General features: G+C 37.2%; 14 protein-coding genes. 7 read left to right on the top strand and 7 right to left on the bottom strand.

The annotated features are described in order from the left end of the window. The first annotated feature begins 348 nt into the window (after positions 1 to 348). Complete coding sequence (locus RV04_RS08015; protein ID WP_071857948.1) at positions 349 to 1,158, top strand: Hachiman antiphage defense system protein HamA; 810 nt, start codon at positions 349 to 351, stop codon at positions 1,156 to 1,158. After that, positions 1,148 to 4,282, top strand: a complete 3,135-nt coding sequence (locus tag RV04_RS08010) for a DEAD/DEAH box helicase (RefSeq protein ID WP_071857947.1) — start codon at positions 1,148 to 1,150, stop codon at positions 4,280 to 4,282. The genes RV04_RS08015 and RV04_RS08010 overlap by 11 nt, the downstream gene beginning before the upstream one ends. 31 nt (positions 4,283 to 4,313) lie before the next feature. Here RV04_RS08010 and RV04_RS08005 read toward each other — a convergent pair whose 3' ends face one another. After that, a complete protein-coding gene (locus RV04_RS08005; protein ID WP_071857946.1) occupies positions 4,314 to 5,132 on the bottom strand; it encodes a helix-turn-helix domain-containing protein in 819 nt (272 codons plus the stop codon). A gap of 218 nt (positions 5,133 to 5,350) precedes the next feature. Here RV04_RS08005 and RV04_RS08000 point away from each other — a divergent pair, with 218 nt between their 5' ends. Together RV04_RS08000 and RV04_RS07995 are read left to right on the top strand one after the other, a co-directional pair. Continuing rightward, the gene (locus RV04_RS08000; RefSeq protein WP_003128904.1) at positions 5,351 to 5,641 is read left to right on the top strand and encodes a helix-turn-helix domain-containing protein; all 291 of its coding nucleotides are present in this window, start codon (positions 5,351 to 5,353) and stop codon (positions 5,639 to 5,641) included. Positions 5,642 to 5,688: 47 nt separating this feature from the next. Next, positions 5,689 to 6,876 carry a tyrosine-type recombinase/integrase gene (locus RV04_RS07995; protein WP_071857945.1) on the top strand — a complete coding sequence of 396 codons (1,188 nt, stop codon included), beginning with the start codon at positions 5,689 to 5,691 and terminating at the stop codon, positions 6,874 to 6,876. Between the two features lie 91 nt (positions 6,877 to 6,967). Here RV04_RS07995 and rpsI read toward each other — a convergent pair whose 3' ends face one another. Continuing rightward, a complete protein-coding gene (gene rpsI / locus RV04_RS07990; protein ID WP_071857944.1) occupies positions 6,968 to 7,360 on the bottom strand; it encodes a 30S ribosomal protein S9 in 393 nt (130 codons plus the stop codon). Between the two features lie 16 nt (positions 7,361 to 7,376). Continuing rightward, complete coding sequence (gene rplM / locus RV04_RS07985; protein WP_342741676.1) at positions 7,377 to 7,805, bottom strand: 50S ribosomal protein L13; 429 nt, start codon at positions 7,803 to 7,805, stop codon at positions 7,377 to 7,379. Positions 7,806 to 8,156: 351 nt separating this feature from the next. On the opposite strand from rplM, the gene RV04_RS07980 reads away from it, so the two are divergent. Beyond that, positions 8,157 to 9,365 (top strand): argininosuccinate synthase, encoded by a 1,209-nt coding sequence (locus tag RV04_RS07980; RefSeq protein ID WP_071857942.1) that lies wholly within the window; start codon positions 8,157 to 8,159, stop codon positions 9,363 to 9,365. Positions 9,366 to 9,680: 315 nt separating this feature from the next. After that, entirely contained in the window at positions 9,681 to 11,054 is a 1,374-nt protein-coding gene (gene argH, locus RV04_RS07975) for an argininosuccinate lyase (RefSeq protein ID WP_071857941.1), read from the top strand. 41 nt (positions 11,055 to 11,095) lie between these two features. Here argH and RV04_RS07970 read toward each other — a convergent pair whose 3' ends face one another. After that, positions 11,096 to 11,563 carry a Dps family protein gene (locus RV04_RS07970; RefSeq protein ID WP_071857940.1) on the bottom strand — a complete coding sequence of 156 codons (468 nt, stop codon included), beginning with the start codon at positions 11,561 to 11,563 and terminating at the stop codon, positions 11,096 to 11,098. A gap of 98 nt (positions 11,564 to 11,661) precedes the next feature. On the opposite strand from RV04_RS07970, the gene RV04_RS13680 reads away from it, so the two are divergent. Continuing rightward, positions 11,662 to 12,366: a prepilin peptidase gene (locus RV04_RS13680; RefSeq protein ID WP_084405580.1), complete on the top strand. Its 705-nt coding sequence runs from the start codon at positions 11,662 to 11,664 to the stop codon at positions 12,364 to 12,366. Here RV04_RS13680 and msrA read toward each other — a convergent pair. The 3 genes from msrA to rpoC all read right to left on the bottom strand — a co-directional run bounded on the left by msrA (position 12,363) and on the right by rpoC (position 17,999). Continuing rightward, positions 12,363 to 12,887 carry a peptide-methionine (S)-S-oxide reductase MsrA gene (gene msrA / locus RV04_RS07960; protein ID WP_071857938.1) on the bottom strand — a complete coding sequence of 175 codons (525 nt, stop codon included), beginning with the start codon at positions 12,885 to 12,887 and terminating at the stop codon, positions 12,363 to 12,365. The two genes, RV04_RS13680 and msrA, sit on opposite strands and share 4 nt — an antisense overlap. 108 nt (positions 12,888 to 12,995) lie before the next feature. Then, positions 12,996 to 14,093, bottom strand: a complete 1,098-nt coding sequence (locus RV04_RS07955) for an LCP family glycopolymer transferase (RefSeq protein ID WP_071857937.1) — start codon at positions 14,091 to 14,093, stop codon at positions 12,996 to 12,998. A 252-nt stretch (positions 14,094 to 14,345) separates the two neighbouring features. Continuing rightward, positions 14,346 to 17,999, bottom strand: coding sequence for a DNA-directed RNA polymerase subunit beta' (gene rpoC, locus RV04_RS07950; protein ID WP_071857936.1), 3,654 nt, complete (start codon positions 17,997 to 17,999; stop codon positions 14,346 to 14,348). Positions 18,000 to 18,052: the final 53 nt, after the last annotated feature.

Genomic DNA, 18,052 nt, shown 5'->3' with positions numbered 1-18,052 from the left:
TAAAGTATTTTCCATCTAAAAAGCAGTATATTTTGAAAAGCTCTGCGCCTCTTAGATGTTATATCAGTAAAAATTAGCAACAGGATTTACTCTACCGTTTACAATAATAAAGACATCTCCCCCCATCAATCAACCACTCTACTGGAGAAATCTATCTACTTATAGTCAATATAATCAATATCTATTTCATTGAAATTAATATCAAACTTCCAGCGAGCTTTTTCCGTCAAAAAAACGAGAAAACTATAACCGTATATTTATCTCTTTTGACTAGTACAAAAGAGATTAATCTTTCCTTTGGAATTGATGATATAATGAATTGAATTGATTTCAGGGGAGTTGAATTTTATGGAAAATCCAAAGTTCATTGACTTTTTTGTTCAAGAAGAAAATATTGTAACTGCCCAGGATAAAGAGATTACTGTTCTACATGTAAATATAGCCGATGATGAAGAAATTCTAAACCAATGGGCTGAGTATTTAAGAGACAATTATTGCTCGTTAGCTGACCTCGATATGCAGCGTGATGGTTTTGGCATCTCCCGAAAGGATTTTTTACTAAATATGAAATTTCCTGATCCTACAGACCGCCTTGGTCCTAGCACTATGTCTGGAGATTTTTCAGAGATATTAATAGCTAGCTATATTGAGTATGTTTTAAATTATGTTGTCCCGAAGGTGAGATACAAACAAAAATTTAATCGAAATACATCCACACAAGGTAGTGATTTAATTGGTTACAAACTTAATACTGTTGGGCAAACTAACAAAAAAGATGAAATGATTGTCATTGAGGTAAAAGCAAGAAATAGCGAATCTGCTCCTGATAATGTTTTACAAAATGCTGTTAATCATTCAGCCAAGGATCTTACACGAATTGGCGAATCTTTAAATGCCTCATACCAAATGTTAAATTATTATGGTAATAGTGACCAAGCTAATTTAGTAAAAAGATTTCAAAATTCCGTTGATCGTCCCTATAAAAGGATCTTTGCTGCTGCGGCTGTCTGTTCAGATAAAGCTTTTTCTAGAGATTTATTAAAAACAGTAGATATCTCCACACATCCAGATAAAGATGTTCAGTTGATAGCTGTACATTCTCCTAAATTTTTAGAATTTATCAAACAAATGTATGTGAGGGCTGCCAATGTTAATTGAAAGTAATTCAAAATATTATTTAAAAAAAGTTCAGGCGAAATCAAAAATGTTTGAATATGGTGTTCCACTTGAAGAACATATTCAAGTAGAATACATGGCACAAGAATTAATAATTCTTGCAATTGCTACAATTGGCGATGCTTCTAATTTTATTTGGGATAACAGAAACGTTGGAACTTCTTTATCATTGAATGATGAATTGATTGAAAATCTAAATTTCACATCAATTTACTTCAATTCTCTAATTACCTCTAAAATTGGTGAATCAAATTACAATGATTACTTTGGGATATTAGGCGCCATCTCTTTTTATCTTTCAGACTCCCTAGGAAGTACAAAAGTAATGCTCAATAAAATAGACTGGTCGATGGATTTAGAGGTTAATGGAATTGAAACAGTTCTCTTATATCTTATGGCAGATAGACTAGATGATCTAAACGGCTATAAGTTCCCAAGTAAATATATCTATTCATTCTATTCATTGATTGAGGAATACTCCCAATTCTATTCGAATGGTACACTGATTAACATTGAGAGCCTAGTTATATTGAAACAAAAAATTTATGAATCTCAAAACCCAAGAGAAATTCTTTTCGGAGATGCACTGTTAGCAGTTTTTATTAAAAAATATAAAAATGCTTCTTTAAATCTTTTACCAAATTATTCTGGCACGACCATCGAAGATTGGAATGGTTTATTATTAAATAATAGTTCTATAAAAGAATTATGGCCCAGCCAAATATTATTAGGTAAAGAAAGTATATTTAAGGGTAGCTCTGGTGTTATTCAAATGCCAACCAGTTCAGGAAAAACTACTTCAATTGGTTTAATAATTAGATCTGCTTTTATCACTAATCGAACAAAACTTGCTATTGTTGTTGCACCCTTCAAAGCTCTTTGTAAAGAAATTACTTTAAATTTAACTGACTTCTTTTCACATGATGAAGTGATCGTTAACGAACTTTCAGATATTGCAGAAAAAGATGATATAGATTTTTTTGATACTACAGAGAAAAACACACTTATTATACTCACCCCTGAAAAATTACTTTTTTTAATAAGAAATAAGAATGAAATTTTAGAAGACCTTAACTTAATTATCTTCGATGAAGCACATTTATTTGATGATAATTCCAGAGGCACTAATTACGAGCTACTTATTTCAACAATAAAGTATTACCTGAAAAAATCTTCACAAAAAATATTGATTTCTGCTGTTATTACAAATAGCTCAATGATCAACGATTGGTTAAATGATGGTGACGGAAAAGTCATTTCAAATAACAATATTATTTCCGCACAACGATCAATCGCCATGGGGGATTGGATAGGTCATACTGGACAACTGTATTTCTTAAACCAAGAGAATCCTGATATAGACGATTTTTATGTTCCAAAAATTGTTGATATACAAGAAATTAATAAGCTAGGAAGAGAACGTGTAAAAAGATACTTTCCAGATGTAGATTTCAAAAAAAAGAAACTTAATAATGCTTATGATATGCAAATTTATTACGCTTTAAAAATGATTCATAACGGTGCAACTGCTATATTTTCCGGAACAAAAGCATCAGCAGATAAAACGATTGAGAGAATATTAGAAATTGAACGTAGAGGACTACCTATCGCCGCGTTTTCAAACAATAACAACGCAGATGAAAACATAAAAATAGCCAATCTCATTAAACTTAATTTAGGAGATAGTGCCACCTACTACTATGCAGCTTTAAAAGGCGTCTTTATTCATCATGGAAATATTCCTTCTGGAATTCGCACATCAATTGAGTATGCAATGTCGCATAATTTAATTAATTTTGTTGTTTGTACTTCTACACTAGCTCAAGGAGTAAATTTACCTATAAAGTATTTAATAATTTCAAATTTGTATCAGGGGCAAAGTCAAATTAAAGTAAGAGACTTTCATAATCTTCTTGGAAGAACCGGAAGAGCTGGCAAACATATTGAAGGTACAGTTATTTTATCAGAACCATTTGTACACTCTAATAAAAGAGACTGGAAATGGAGAAAGTACAAATCTATGTTAAACATAGCAAACTCAGAGGATAGCCTGAGTAATTTGTTAAAACTAGTTCGAGATATCGATATTAAGAATCTTCCCTCAATAAATTTATTGCCACTTATCTTGTTAAAATATTCTAACTCAGATGAATTTAATCGCCAAAATAATCTACTAAAACAGGTAATAAAAAAAGAGTTTCCTGAGTCATATTTACCTTTCAGCAATGAATTACAAACCATACTCAATAGTTTAAATGATGTAGAGAATTACGTAATGTTCTTTATGAATTATTTTGGTAAAGATGAAGCAAATTTTACGAATATCGTAACTAAACAAACTTTAGGATATCAATTAGCTAGTGAAGATGAAAAAGAAAAATTAATTCACTTATTTGATACAATAAAAAATCATTCTCTTTTGCTTACCAAAGGGGAGTTAAATTTATATACTATTACCTCCCTAGGATTTGATAGTTCCAAATTCTTATCGCAATGGCTCTCTGAAAAAATAGAAGAAATTAATCAAGTAAATTCCGAAATTGAATTAGTTAATATTATTTTCCCACAATTAGTATTACTTAGGGAAAATGCTCTTGTAAAGAAGATCACGGATTCTTCTATTTTTTCTAAATTATGTGAATTATGGATTCAGGGGGAAAGTTACAGAGAGATATTGATTTACTGTCAAAACAATCATTTCACACTTATTCGGTATAATAAATTAGCTTCATTTACCATACAAGATGTTATTGAAATATGTGATAGCATCCTAGCTTATAGTACAATATTACCTTTAAATGGAATTGTGGCATTTATGAATGATTCACAAAATAATTTAAATATCAATTTAATTAAAAAGCTACAAAAAAAAATACGTTATGGACTTCCAAATAATCTATCAATAAATATTTATGAACTTGGGTTTTCTGATCGCGGTGTTGCTCAAATAATAGCAAAAATTATTGATAAAGATTCCTTTTTCAGTTCACTTCCATCAATTAGTAAGCAGCTCACAAAAAGATTAATCAGAGAAAAAAAAGATTCCATAGAAACTGTGTTAAAGGACTTCCCGCAATATTTTGTAGATACCCTACAAAAATTATAGTCAAGAAACCAGTCAAATTTTGACTGGTTTCTTATTGTTGTTTTTTCAAGTATAGGGTCATCTTCATAACCTCAGCTTTAAAAGACGAAGACACCTCTTCCACTACTTCTACAGTTTCAAATACACATAATTGCCTATCATATCTAAATTCCTCAATATTCAAAGATTCGTTTCTTCTCTCGATCCCATAATAAACAATTTCCGACTTCTCCAAATCAATGCCCAACAATGGAAAAGCTCGGGTAAAGAAGTCAATCGTTACCTGATTCGTTAAGTCCGGCAAGTTGTGATACAAATACTTTTGTCGCTTCGCAAATGTATATGGTAATAAATGAACTCGGTTGTTCTTAACGTCTACATGGGCATAATAACGTGGTGATGGATCCAGCGGGTCATTGGCCGCGGCCGCAGTATAAAGTGATTCTGTTCCTTCGACTTTGGAATACGTTAAATACGGATCGTTCCTCTCCACTAACATCCCCGAGTCCATAATGCCCTGTAGAAATTCCATAATCGTCATTTCATCATAAACGTCCACTTTTTGCTGTTTCAAAAATACCAATATTTGTTGTAGAAATGCTGGATTCACTTGTAACTGAAAATGATCTTTCAATAAGTTTGTCAGTACTTCTTCTGGCGTACCATACAATAACTCTTCTACAGTCGTCTTACCCAATAAGGCGATTTTTTTGAGTTTGTCTTCTTTGGGTAGATTAATACCCCGCTCCCAATTATTAACCGTAGTTTTGGGAGAATTACTGATTAGCTCACCAAACTGAGCCATACTGTATCCTAAATCCGTCCTTATTTCACGGATTTTTTTCGCTACTCTTTGTTGATCGACTTTCATAATCCTCATCACTCCGATAGTTTTCTAATTCAATCATATCAAACTTTCTTAATAATCGAAATATAAAAGTACTTATTTTCGAACTTTATTTTATTGACATTCTATTGGATTGGGTGTACGATGATAAAAAGTACTTTTATAAGTACTTTTGGAATGGCCTTTGAAAACTGAATAGCACCTTTCTTCTTTTCACTTCCAGATTGGAGGTAGATTAGCTAATGGCAGTTGAAATTACACTTTCGCCTGATCAAGAGACGAGTTTAAGAGAATATATGTATACCTTAATGGTAGATGAAGTGAGAAACGCACGAATAGCCGTACATTTAGAGAATCGCTATTTATCAAAGAAAGAAACGTGTGAGTATTTAGGTATCGCCAACAACACGCTTGATAAATGGATTGATGCAGGACTTCCCATGATACATCTTTGGGGTGTTGTACGATTCCAGCGAGAAGAGATAGATAAATGGCTAAGGGAGTATTCCAAAGCACAGCAAGGCGCTGTATGATGAGTGTGTAGTGATACTGATATGCCATTTTTGAAAGGAAGATAGAAATGGCAATTAGTCTAATGGAAAATGGCTCGTATAAAGTCAATGTTTATATGGGGGCAGATGCTTCTCGATACGTGGCTTATGCGGACAGCAAACACGAAGCAGAGATTTTAGAAACAGAAGCAAAATTAAAAAAATTGAAAGGAGAAGTGAAAAAGAAGAAAGGTTCTTATACATTCAAAGAGGTTTACCAAATGTGGTGGGATAAGAAATACACGGTAACCCAACATCATGAGCAATCCACCTTGGATCGAACTAAGACTTGTTTTAAGAAGCGGATTCTTCCTTACCTAGGGGATATTCCAATTAATAAGATTACCTATGACCTATTAGAAGATACCCAAATTTTGTGGGCATTTGGCAATGAGGAAAAAGGGATTAAACCTTACGCTAACTATAAACACTGTGTCTCCTACACCAAACAAGTATTACGCTATGCCCTAGTGAAAGGTTATATCCAGAAGAATCCCTATGATTTGTTGGAGATGCCTGTAAATGCAGACCTAAAAAACAAAAAGGAAGAAAAACGTCAGCAAAAATATTATTCCAAGGAACTCATTCAACAGGTGTTAACTTTGATGAAACAAGAATATGGGGTGCGAGACTATACGTTACTTTCTTTGGTTTATCAATTAGGAGCAGCCAAAGGAGAAATTTATCCCTTGGTCTGGTCAGATATTGATTTCAAAAACAAGACGATTTCCCTCATGCATAAATTGGTGAAAAATAAAGCTACCGGAAAATACGAACGTGTAAAAGGAATGAAAAACTCCTATCGCTTTCGGACGATTCCAGTAGCAGATTCCGTCATTGATTTATTGGCAAAATGGAAAAAGGTACAATTCAATGAACTTCAACAAGTCAATATTTTCCCAACCGATGATCAATTTATCTTCACCTATACGACTCAAAAGGGAGAACTGAATCAACCTTTGCATCCAGACTATCTTAACAACAAACTTGATGCCCTTTCAAAGAAATTCGGCCTTCCTAAAATAACACCACACGGCTTGCGGCATACCTTTGTCAGTGACCTTTTAAACAATGGTGTCGATGATTTAATTGTAAAATCTCTAGTCGGTCATGCGGAAACATCTGAAATCACACGAAATGTTTACGGACATGTAAATCCAGAAGTTCAAAAAGAAACCGTCAAACATTTGGAGGATTATCGGCAAAAAACAAGTTGAGAAAAATAGTCGTAACCAAACTCGTAACCAAAATAAAAAAAGCACCTTCCAACTGAATGGAAAGTGCTTGAAATCGTTGGTATAACAACGATTAACGTTTTGAAAATTGAGATGCTTTACGTGCTTTCTTAAGACCTGGTTTTTTACGTTCAACCATACGTGAATCACGAGTAAGTAATCCAGCGCGTTTTAATGGTGCACGGAAGTCAGGATCTACTTCTAATAAAGCACGTGAGATACCATGACGGATAGCGCCGGCTTGACCTGCGTAGCCTCCACCATCTACGTTTACAAATACATCATATGAACCAGTTGTTTCAGTAACACCAAATGGTTGGTTGATTACTAAACGTAGGTCAGCATGTGGGATATATTCTTCAACGTCTTTTTTATTTACAGTAATTTTACCAGTTCCTGGTACTAAACGTACACGAGCAACTGCATTTTTACGACGGCCTGTACCGCTATATTGAACTTGTGCCAATGAATTTCCCTCCTATTTAAATTAAGTTTGTGATATCTAATACTTCTGGTTGTTGAGCTGCATGTGGATGTTCTGCTCCACCGTATACGTGAAGTTTCATGCCTTGAGCACGACCTAAAGTATTTTTAGGAAGCATGCCTTTAACAGAAGTTTCGATCAAACGGCGAGAATTTTTAGCACGCAATTCGCCTGCTGATACAGATTTTAATCCACCAGGGAAGTTTGAGTGACGGTAGTAAATCTTGTCAGTTGCTTTCTTACCTGTTAATTTGATTTGATCTGCATTAATTACAATTACAAAATCACCAGTATCTACATGTGGTGTGAATGTTGGTTTATTTTTTCCGCGTAGTACAGATGCAACAACTGTTGAAAGACGTCCTAAAGGAACATCAGTTGCGTCTACTACGTACCATTTACGTTCTACTTCGCCTGGCTTAGCCATATATGTTGTACGCACGTTTTTTTCCTCCAATTTCAGTTTCGAATGTTTGACAAACACTTGAGTTTCCGGGGCTCTCATGGGGCAAACAATACCATTTACCATAATACTTGCAATGACTTGGTATGTCAATGTTTTTATCTTTGAAAACGGGAAATATTTTCTCTTTATTAAGTTGTTCCTACTATTCGTTCCAATCTTATATATTCACTCTAAAATGAATAAAGAAACGTTAATCCGAAATATTTTTGCATAAATATTTATAAAATGCTTGCTTTTTGTATTTTACGATGCTAATATGGCCTCAACACATTAATTAAAGTTTAATGAAAAAGCGATAAGGGAGTAATCAGGATGAAAGAAAAAGTAATTTTAGCATACTCAGGTGGATTAGATACTTCAGTTTCAATCAAATGGCTTGTTGACGAAGGTTATGATGTCATCGCCTGCTGTTTGGATATCGGTGAAGGTCGTGATACGGAGTTTATTAAGCATAAAGCTTTGCAAGTTGGAGCATCGGAATCCTATGCCATCGATGCACGTGAAGAATTTTCACAAGATTTTGTTTTAGTCGCACTCCAAGGCAATACTTATTATGAAAATTCATACCCACTTGTTTCTGCCCTGTCTCGTCCCTTGATTTCAAAAAAATTAGTTGAGCTGGCTCACCAAACAGGCGCTACTACGATTGCTCATGGGTGTACCGGAAAAGGGAACGACCAAGTTCGTTTTGAAGTGTCGATCGCAGCCCTTGATCCAAATTTAAAAATTATTGCTCCTGTCCGTGAATGGAAATGGTCGCGTGAAGAAGAGATTCATTATGCGGCTGAAAAAGGAGTACCAATTCCTGCCGATTTGGATAATCCTTATTCAATCGATCAAAACTTATGGGGCCGCGCTTGTGAGTGCGGTGTACTAGAAGATCCATGGGCGACACCTCCCGCAGGTGCTTACGCCATCACAGCGGAATTAGAAGATACGCCTGATAAACCGACGATCATCGAAATTACTTTTAAAAAAGGTGTTCCGACTGCTTTAGATGGTGAAGAATTGTCTTTAGCTGCCTTGATCTTAAAATTGAATACCCTCGCAGGTGTCCATGGAATCGGACGCATCGATCATATCGAAAATCGTTTGGTCGGAATCAAATCCCGTGAAGTCTATGAATGTCCTGGTGCAGAGGTTTTAATGAAGGCCCATAAAGAACTAGAAGATCTGACTTTTGTTCGTGAGATGGCGCATTTCAAACCAGTGATCGAACAACAATTAAGCCAAATGATCTATGATGGCCTATGGTTCAATCCAACAATGGATGCCTTGATTGCTTTCTTGAAACAATCGCAAGAAGTGGTGAATGGTGTTTTACGGGTCAAACTATTTAAAGGCAATGTTATCGTTGAAGGACGTAAATCCGACAATAGTCTATATAATGAAAACCTAGCAACTTATACTTCTGCCGATACATTTGATCAAGAGGCCGCAATTGGCTTCATCAAATTGTGGGGCTTGCCCACTAAGGTCAACGCTGAAATCCAAGCAAAAAGTAAGCAACCGACTGTTTAACAGGAACAGTTAGACGTTGCAATTTTCTTGATCCACCAGATGATTGCAAGAGGAACTAGATGTGAGGCGGCTTTTACTTGCCGGTAAATAAGGCCGTCCGGTTTCACATCTTGCCATTGCTCTTAGGAGAGTTTCTTTTCCGGTTAGGAAATAAGGAAACCAGCAATGATTTCATCCTGAGGTATCTGTATAGATACCTCCTCCTATGAATAAAAAACCAAGAAATATTTTTTGGTTTATCTGATCCAGACAGAATTGACCGTTGTAACGGTCTTTTTTGTTAAATGAATTCGTTAAAAAAGTGAGGAATAAACAATGGCAAAATTATGGGGCGGCCGTTTTGATGGAAAAAATGAAGCATGGATCGATGCCTTTGGCGCTTCGATCCCATTTGATTATCAATTAGCAAAACAAGATATCCTAGGCAGCTTAGCGCATATCAAAATGCTGGGTAATACAGGAATCATTACGCACGAAGAAGCTAAACAAATTACAACTGGCTTGCAGCACTTAGCAGAAAAAGCAGCTAAAGAAGAATTGACCTTTACGATTGAGAATGAAGATATCCATTTAAATCTAGAAAAAATGTTGCACGATGAGATTGGGCCAGTAGCGGGGAAATTACATACTGCTCGTAGTCGAAACGATCAAGTAGCAACCGATATGCATTTGTATCTAAAAGAACAACTCCAATTGATCAGCAAAAAAATACAAGAATTTCGTAAAGTATTAGTTGAAAAAGCGGAAGAACATGTTGAGACGATCATGCCTGGCTACACACATTTGCAACATGCTCAACCAATTTCATTCGCTCAGCATCTGATGGCTTATTATGGCATGTTGACTCGAGACCAAGAACGTATAGCAGAAAGCCTCAAGCGAGTTGATATCTCCCCATTAGGTTGCGCTGCACTAGCAGGTACGACCTTTCCCATCGATCGCCAAATGACCGCAGATGAATTAGGATTTGCTTCTTTATATACCAATAGTTTAGATGGTGTTAGCGACCGTGATTTTATTTTAGAGTTTCTCAGCAACAGTTCCATCTTGATGATGCATCTATCACGGTTTTGCGAAGAATTGATTTTATGGTGCAGTCATGAGTTTAAATTTGTGGAATTAACCGATGCATTTTCGACCGGCAGTTCAATTATGCCTCAGAAAAAAAATCCAGATATGGCAGAATTGATTCGAGGAAAATCTGGTCGGGTGTTTGGTGATTTATTGGGCTTATTAACGGTGATGAAAGGCTTGCCTTTAGCTTATAACAAAGATCTACAAGAAGATAAAGAAGGGATGTTTGATACGGTTCATACCGTATCGACCAGTCTTGAGATCATGGCGGGGATGATATCTACCATGAAAGTCAACACGCAAGTCATGCATGACGCCACTGAAAAAGATTTTTCAAATGCGACAGAATTAGCCGATTACTTAGCAACTAAAGGCATTCCTTTCCGTCAGGCACATGAAATCGTTGGAAAGCTGGTACTTTCTTGTACTCAAAAAGGCATCTTCCTACAAGACATTCCCTTAACCGATTACCAAGCCATCAGCCCAGTGATTGATTCAGATATCTATGAAACACTTGCCTCAAAGACGGCCGTTATCCGTCGCCATTCACTAGGTGGTACTGGCTTTGAGCAAGTCCGTGCTCAAATAAGTGCCGCAAAACAAATTTTAGTCTAAAAAAAGGACGAGCATTAATGCTCGTCCTTTTACTTCGTTTTTTATTGATCGATTTCTGGTGCTTTGCCAAGATGTGCTTGGATCATCCAAATTCGTTTTTCAATTGCTGTTTTGAATTCGATGAAGATATCTTGGGTTGGATCGTCGCCTTCTTCACCAGATACTTCGATCCCTTTTTGATAAAGGTCAGCTAAATAGCGGTAGCCTTCAACTAGCGTAGCTAGACGTTCTTCCATCGTGCGGTCCCAACGGCCTACTTCGTCTGGGATTTTTGTGTGGTCAGCCATTTCACGTAAAGTTGAATAAGGAGCCCCGTCCAATGTAATCAAACGTTCTGAGATTTCATCTAATTGATCGTTCACATCATCCATGAATGTGTCCATCATTGGGTGCAATGTCAAGAAACCAGGTCCGCGCATATACCAATGTGTTTGATGGATGACCATCGACATTTGGCTTAAGTCTGCTACTAATTGGTTCAATACTTCTTTTGTTTGTTTGAATTTCATTTCACTATACCTCCTAATATTTGCTTCACTAAAAGCATAATACACTTTCGTCAAAAGTACAAAGAAAACGCCCAGTTGCCTATTCTTTTTCGTACCTTATAAAAAAGGAGGCGAATGTTATCATATACTTTATTTTAGGAACAATTATTGGGTCTTTCTTAGCGGTAGTCAGTATTCGCCTGCCGAACAACCACTCACTTATTTCCCCTCCCTCTCATTGTGATCATTGTAAAGCTCGGCTTCATCCACTAGAGATGATTCCATTATTCTCTGCTATCTTTCAATGTTTTCGCTGTACTCATTGTCTCCAACGTTTTTCAGCACGCAGTTTTGGACTAGAACTTTTTTGCGGGATACTTTTTTGCTGGTGTATGCCCGAGTTTCAATGGTTCAATCTTTGGAAATTACTTTGGTTATTAAGCACTCTTGTCTTAGCAGTGATCGATTGGGAGTTCTTTATCGTAGAAATGAGGATCTTTTTGCTAAGCGGGATTTTTCTATTCATAACTGCTCTTTTCTTACTCCCCAATATTTATTGGTGGCAACCGTTGTACGCTATAGTAATTTTCTTTTTTAGCCAAAAAATACTCCCAAACAGTCTTGGTCTGGGAGATCTTTGGATTATTGGACTATGGAGTTTTTTCTTATCTAGTTATGAGCTGATCCAAATACTCTTTGTTGCTTCCCTGACCGGAATCATTTATTACCTCTATCATTCTTTACACCAGAGAAGACTAGAACGGCTTCCATTTGTGCCCTTTCTATTTATCGGTCTGCTTTATTTGTTAGTATTGAAACACTAAGCATCCCAATGTTGACGAATAAATCCTTTCCGACCGGACCCTTCACTGTAAGCATTGTAATGTGCAGGATTTTTTTGATAAAAAGCTTGATGATATTCTTCTGCCGGATAAAAAGGTTGCGCTGGTTCAATCGCTGTTACGATCGGAGCTTTAAAGTGACCACTAGCTTGCAACTGTTCTTTCGATTGTTCTGCAACTGCCTTTTGTTCAGACGAAGCATAAAAGATCACTGGACGATACGAATCGCCACGATCAGTAAATTGACCAAACGCATCGGTCGGATCAGTTTGTTGCCAATAGATTTCAACCAGTTGTTGATAGGAAATGACCTCTGGATCAAATGTGATCTCGACAGCTTCTGTATGTCCGGTTGCCCCACTGCAAACTTCTTCGTAAGTTGGATTGGGAACATGACCTCCTGTATATCCAGAAACGACTTTCTTGATCCCTGGAGTCTGATCAAACGGTTTGACCATACACCAAAAACAACCGCCTGCGAATATTGCTTTTTCTTCTTTCATAAAACCGACCTCCTTTTTTCTTATCATAGACTTTTCTAAAAAAATAGACATGGATCTGCTCATTTATTAAATAAATGCAAAAAAAGAACTTAAGCAGCTGCTCAAGTTCTAATAATTTTCACTATCGATTGGATAGAGGATGTTTCCGTAACCGGTGTAATCATAATGATTTCCTGCACTGACTTTGACATCACTGTCATCGAAGAATAATTGGTTATCATCATCTTCATCATAATTCGGCAATTCTTTTTTCGTCGGTAGACCCAATTGTTTTTTCAAAGTATTTTGCTCTTCAAGCAAGCTATTAAGTCCTAAAATTTGGAAATAAATCCCTTGAATCATTTCCCCGTTACCTGCTACTTGCGTTTGTTTGATGGTTTCTGCGGCCGGAGTATAGTCTTTAGCGACTGTCAACATTTGATTCCATGTCAGGTCAGTACGGACATACTCTTCAACCGCGCGCAAATATTTTTTATATTGCGTCACAGAATCAACTGAAATCATTTTTTTCACGATCTTAGTAAGGATTTCCCTTTGTCTTGCTTGGCGTCCAACATCACCTTTTGGATCTTCATGGCGCATCCGAACGTACTCCAAGGCATGTCTGCCATCTAATGTTTGTTTGCCTTTTTTCAAATGCACACCATCTAAAGTAAATTCAATTTTATTATTCACTTCGATCCCACCGATGGCATCAACTAAAGATTTTAAACCTTTCATGTTTATTTCCACATAATGATCAATGGGGATATCCATCATTTTTTGGACTGACTCGATTGCCATTTTTGTACCGCCTAAAGAATAGGCTGCATTCAATTTATCATAGTAAGTATCACCATCAGCTACATAGGTATTTTCGTCCCCTTTATAGCCAACCATTTGCGTATAAATATCTCGGTCCAAACTCGTCATGATCGTTTGTTTCTTTTTTGGATTGATAGTTACGACCATCATTGAGTCAGAACGACCTTGATATGTTCTACCCTTGTCACCTGTATCAGTTCCCATCAATAAAATAGAAAAGGGTTCTCCATTATTTAAATCCACTGTATCCGATCGCTTGTTTGTATATTTGACGGTCTTAGTCATTTTCGAGACTGCCTGATCTACATCGCTATTTACCTTTAGTAAATAAACACTTATCCCACCGACAAGCACCACGATGATTCCGATAATAGTCAAAATGATTTTCTTCGCTTTGCTCATGTCACACCTCAAACATCATATCCATATATTTTCAAGTTATTTTCTCATAAACCGTACTATAACAATAGGTTTTCTTTATCGCTCTAAACGAAATTTAATATCTCTTTAAAGTTACCGCTCTCATTTATGCAAATACTTTCCTATAATACCTTGAAAAGAAAAAGACCACAAGATTCTAAACGAATCTTGTGGTCTTTTTTCACATATTCTACTTAATTTTGTTTAGTTTCTTTACGAAACGCAACTTAAAATTTAGTTTAATGGATTGTTCAAAGCATCTTCCGCAGCCATTTGTGCTTCAATATCAGAGATACTGTAGACATTTTCGCTTGCGACAACAACTTCTTTTGGTTCCATGTTACGGTAAGTTGCCATACCTGTACCAGCAGGAATGATTTTACCGATAATAACATTTTCTTTCAATCCAAGTAACGGATCTTTCTTACCGCGGATCGCAGCATCAGTCAAGACACGAGTTGTTTCTTGGAATGATGCAGCAGATAAGAAGCTGTTTGTTTCCAATGATGCTTTTGTAATACCAAGCAAGACTGGACGAGATGTTGCGGGCGTTCCACCAGAAACCAACGTAGTGTAGTTTTGGTCTTTGAAATCAGCAATATCAAGTAATGTACCTGGCAAGATATCTGTGTCACCTGGATCCATAACGCGGACTTTACGTAACATTTGACGAACCATTACTTCAATATGTTTGTCGCCGATTTCTACCCCTTGCATACGGTAAACACGTTGAACTTCACGTAGTAAGTATGTTTCAACTGAGATTACATCGCGAACTTGCAACAAGTGTTTAGGATCGATTGATCCTTCTGTTAATTGTGCACCACGATGAACTGTATCGCCTTCAGCAACTTTCATACGAGAAGTATAAGGAACTGTATACGTACGAGTATCTGTTTCACCTTTGACGGTAACTTCTTTCGAACGAGTCGCAGCATCTTCAACGATCTCAACCACTTCACCAGTAACTTCAGTAATGACAGCTAAACCTTTAGGATTACGTGCTTCGAAGATTTCTTGGACACGAGGAAGACCTTGTGTAATATCATCTCCGGCAACCCCACCGGTATGGAATGTACGCATGGTCAACTGAGTACCAGGTTCACCGATTGATTGGGCAGCGATGGTACCAACTGCTTCACCGACTTCAACGTCATCACCAGTTGCCAAGTTGCGGCCGTAACAATGTTTACATACACCATGTTTTGTATTACATGTGAAGACTGAACGAATCGTTAAGCGTTCAACACCAGAATTGATAATCAGTTTTGCATCTTCTTCACTGATCAATGCATCTGCAGGAAGTAATACTTCTCCAGTTTCAGGATGTTTCACTGATTTTTGAGTATAACGTCCAACTAGACGTTCTTCTAATGATTCAATAATTTCATTACCTTCACGGATCGCAGAGATTTCTAGACCGCGGTCAGTACCACAATCTTCTTCACGTACGATAACATCTTGGGCAACGTCAACCAAACGACGTGTTAAGTAACCTGAATCGGCTGTCTTCAAGGCGGTATCGGTCATCCCTTTACGAGCCCCGTGAGTAGAGATAAACATTTCCAAGACAGATAGACCTTCACGGAAGTTAGAAATGATCGGCAATTCCATGATTTGACCATTCGGAGCGGCCATCAATCCACGCATACCAGCAAGCTGAGTAAAGTTGGAGATGTTACCACGGGCTCCAGAATCAGACATCATGAAGATTGGGTTCTTCGCATCTAATGATTCCATTAGTCGTTGTTGAATGTCATCTTTCGCTGCATTCCAGACAGCGATAACACGTTCATAACGTTCGTCATCAGTAATCAAACCACGACGGAATTGTTTCGTGATCGTAGCCACTTGTTTGTGGGCGTTATCGATGATTTCTTGTTTCTCAGCCAAGGCCATGATATCAGCGATACCAACGGTCATCCCAGCATAAGTTGAGTGTTTATAACCTAAGTCTTTCATACGGTCAAGCATCATTGATGTATCAGTGACTTTGAAACGTTTGAAGACTTCAGCAATGATATTTCCAAGATTTTTCTTTTTGAATGGCAAGATAATTTCTTGTTTTTTGATCACTGCAGGAATATCTGTACCTTTTTCGACAAAATATTTGTCAGGTGTGTGTTGAGTTAAATTGAAATCAGTTGGTTCATTCAAGTAAGGGAACTCTTGCGGCATGATCTCATTGAAGATAATTTTACCAACAGTTGTGATCAACATGCGTTCTTTTTGTTCTTCTGTGAATGGTTTGTCACCTAATGTATTAGGATTAACAGCTACACGTGAGTGTAAATGAACGTAGCCATTGCGCCATGCTAGGACAGCTTCATTCATATCACGGAAGATCATTCCTTCACCTTCACGGCCTTCTTCTTCCATTGTTAGGTAATAGTTACCTAAGACCATATCTTGAGATGGGGTTACAACTGGTTTACCATCTTTAGGGTTCAAGATATGTGTAGCAGCAAGCATCAACATACGAGCTTCTGCTTGAGCTTCTTCACCTAGAGGTAAATGGACAGCCATTTGGTCTCCATCGAAATCGGCATTGTAGGCTTCACATACTAATGGGTGAAGACGGATTGCACGACCTTCAACTAAGATTGGTTCGAATGCTTGGATACCCAATCTGTGTAGCGTAGGTGCCCGGTTAAGTAAAACAGGATGTTCTTTGATAACTTCTTCTAAGATATCCCATACAACGTCTTCTTGACGTTCGATTTTACGTTTTGCATTTTTGATATTTGAAGCAATTTCGCGTTGAACTAATTCTTTCATAACGAAAGGTTTGAACAATTCGATTGCCATTTCTTTTGGAAGACCACATTGATACATTTTCAAGAATGGTCCAACAACGATAACGGAACGTGCAGAGTAATCGACCCGTTTACCCAATAAGTTTTGACGGAAACGACCTTGTTTCCCTTTCAACATATGAGATAAAGATTTCAATGGACGGTTACCTGGTCCAGTAACTGGACGGCCACGACGACCATTATCGATCAACGCATCAACGGCTTCTTGAAGCATCCGTTTTTCATTTTGGACAATGATATTTGGTGCATTCAAGTCTAACAAACGTTTCAACCGATTGTTACGGTTGATTACACGACGATACAAATCATTCAAGTCACTCGTTGCAAAACGGCCACCTTCTAATTGTACCATTGGACGTAGATCTGGCGGAATGACAGGGATAACATCCATAACCATCCAGCTAGGAAGATTGCCTGAAGAACGGAATGCTTCTAAAACATCTAAACGACGAATAGCACGTGTACGTTTTTGTCCTTGAGCCGTTTTCAATTCTTCTTTTAATTCAACTGTTTCGCCTTCTAAGTCTACTTTGTCTAGTAGTTGTTTGATGGCTTCAGCACCCATAGCTGCTTGGAATTCTTGACCGTATTGCTCACGTTTTTCACGGTACTCACGTTCAGTCAATAATTGTTTTTTCTCTAGGCTCGTATTGCCTGGATCGATTACGACATATGATGCAAAATAGATGATTTCTTCTAACGCACGAGGGCTCATATCTAATACAAGACCCATACGAGAAGGAATTCCTTTGAAGTACCAGATATGTGTTACAGGAGCTGCTAATTCGATGTGACCCATACGTTCACGACGAACTTTTGAACGTGTGACTTCAACACCACAACGGTCACAAACGATTCCTTTATAACGGATTCGTTTGTATTTTCCACAGGCACATTCCCAGTCTTTGGTAGGCCCAAAAATTCTTTCATCGAATAACCCTTCACGTTCAGGTTTCAATGTACGATAGTTAATGGTTTCCGGTTTTTTTACTTCACCGTATGACCAGCTTCTGATTTTTTCAGGAGAAGCCAAACCTATTTGCATACTTTCGAATTTATTTACATCGATCAAAAGGGTTTCCCTCCAATTCATATTATCGTAAGTCAGCTAATGATCAGCTGACT

Origin of the sequence: Enterococcus hermanniensis (assembly GCF_001885945.1) — a bacterium.
Lineage (GTDB): Bacteria > Bacillota > Bacilli > Lactobacillales > Enterococcaceae > Enterococcus_A > Enterococcus_A hermanniensis.
This window is presented reverse-complemented; position numbering and strand designations above follow the sequence as displayed.